The sequence below is a fragment of the Microbacterium sp. CnD16-F genome, from assembly GCF_024124465.1.
GTDB lineage: Bacteria > Actinomycetota > Actinomycetes > Actinomycetales > Microbacteriaceae > Microbacterium > Microbacterium gawkjiense.
On the sequence record NZ_JAMXSA010000108.1, the window covers coordinates 1 to 2,066 of the forward strand.

Annotated in this window: 2 protein-coding genes and 1 pseudogene; all 3 read right to left on the reverse strand. The window is 73.1% G+C overall.

Annotated features, from left to right (window positions below; translation table 11 throughout):
* The coding region (locus tag NH287_RS14945) for an arginase family protein (RefSeq protein ID WP_253036244.1) at positions 1–386 on the reverse strand (386 nt) is incomplete at its 3' end.
* Between the two features lie 64 nt (positions 387–450).
* Positions 451–1,185, reverse strand: a complete 735-nt coding sequence (locus NH287_RS14950; RefSeq protein WP_217531150.1) for a PspA/IM30 family protein — start codon at positions 1,183–1,185, stop codon at positions 451–453.
* 74 nt (positions 1,186–1,259) lie between these two features.
* A pseudogene (locus NH287_RS14955) lies at positions 1,260–2,066 on the reverse strand (TPM domain-containing protein); the annotation flags it as partial.

Sequence of the window (2,066 nt, forward strand, 5' to 3'; positions counted from 1 at the left end):
AGGGCCATGCCGGCGAGGGCACCCGAAGGCGAGGACGCGGGGGTGTGCAGGTCGCCGTGCGCGTCGAACCACACGACGGCGAGGGAGGGATGCCGCGCGGCCGCGGCCGCGATCCCGGGCACCGCGACGGCGCAGTCGCCGCCCACGACGACGGCGGGCTCGTCGGCGCCGTCGAGCGCTTCGGCGATCGCATCGCGCACGCGGGTGAGGGTGCTGAACCGACGGATGCCGGTGCCGAGCGCCTCACCTGCCTCGGCGGGGACCTCGATCCGCGTGAGCGCGGACCGGGGGAGGTCGTCGGCGATCGCCTCGGCGCCGTCGATGAGGCGCATCGCGCGGGCGGACGGCGAGCCCTGCCACTGCGGGGCGACGACGAAACGGGTCATGGACACCTCCGGGGAGCAGGACGGCGCCGGACCCGAGGGCCCGGCGCCGTCCGTGCGGATGGGTTTACTGCTCGATCGCGCCGGCGTTGCCGCCGGTCTTCAGCGCGGCCAGGCGCGCCTCGACCTCGGTCAGCTCGCCGATGTCCTCGAGCTGGTTGAACTGCGCGTCGATCGACGACGCCGCGATCTCGGCCTTGCCGGCGGCGAGGGCCTCCTGGCGACGGACCTTGTCCTCGAAGCGGCCGAGCTCGCTCGTCGGGTCGAGCACGTCGATCGACTTGACGGCGTCGTGCACCTTGTTCTGCGCCTCGGCGGTCTTGGCGCGCGCCAGCAGCTCGGAGCGCTTCGAGCGCAGCTGGTCGAGCTTCTGCTTCATGCCGTTGAGGCCGTCCTTGAGCTTCTCGACGACCTCGGTCTGCGCGGCGATCGAGGGGGCGATGGCGCGGGCCTCGTTCTCCTCGCTGATCTGGCGCTGCAGGGCGATCTTGGCGAGGTTGTCGAACTTGTCGGCATCCGTCGTGTTCCCGGCGGCGCGCAGCTCGTCGGCCTTGCGGCTGGCGGCGATGGCCTTGTTGCCCCACTCGGCGGCGGCCTTGACGTCCTCATCGTGGTCGCGCTCGAGCAGACGCAGGTTGCCGATGGTCTCGGCGATGGCCGTCTCGGCGTCGGCGATGTTGTTCGTGTAGTCGCGGACGAGCTGGTCGAGCATCTTCTGCGGGTCCTCGGCGGAGTCGAGGAGGGCGTTGATGTTCGCCTTCACCAGAGTCGAGATGCGGCCGAAGATGGACTGCTTTGCCATCGTGTTTCCTTTCCTAGCGGGAGGTCGTGAGGTCGAGGTCGGTGGGGAGGTCGTGGCCCTGCGGCGTCGGAAGATCAGAAGCGACCGCCTCCTCTGCGGGATCGGGAGCCGCCGCTGGAGCGTCCGATGGATCCGCCGCTGCGACCGCCGCTGCGCCGGGAGGAGCCGCCGCCGAACCCGCCGAACCCGCCGGAGGAGCGACGGGACCCGCCGCCGCTGAGGAGGGATCCCATGATGATGCCGCCCAGCATGCCGCCGAAGTCGCCTCCGCCGCCAGCGTTTCCGCCGCCGGCGAACGACCCCACGTCGCTCTGCGCGCGCCGTGTCGCCTCCTGCGCCAGGCTCGCGGCGCGCTGCGCCAGGGCGAGCGCCCGTTCCGGGTCGCCGTCCTGCGCCTGCGTGGCCTGCACCAGCGTGGCTCCGGCCTCGGCGAGCCGGGTGCGCGCGGTCGCTCCCACGGCGCCGCGACGGGCGGTGATGAAGTCCTCCGCGGCGGAGATCTGCGCCCTCGCCTGCAGCAGGGTCTGTGAGAGCACGCTGCGAGCGCGGTCGGCGCGCTGCTGCGCTTCGCGGACCTGGCCGAGCGCGCCGTCGATCGCGGTGTTCGCGCGCTCGAGCAGGGTGAGGGCCGAGAGCGGGTCGCGGTGAGCGCCCGTGAGATCCTCGCGCGCCGCGTCGAGGATCTGCCGCGTGGCGGCGATGACGGGGGCGAGGCGCGAGTCGGGATCGGGTGTCGCCGCCGCGGCCGCGAGATCCGCTTCGAGCTCGGTGACGAGGGCGGCGCCGTCTCGTTCCGCGGCCTCGAGGTCGGCGGCGAGCTTCGTGATCGCGTCCTGCAGTTGGGCCGCCTGCGCGACGGCCTGCTCGGCCGCGCGGATGCC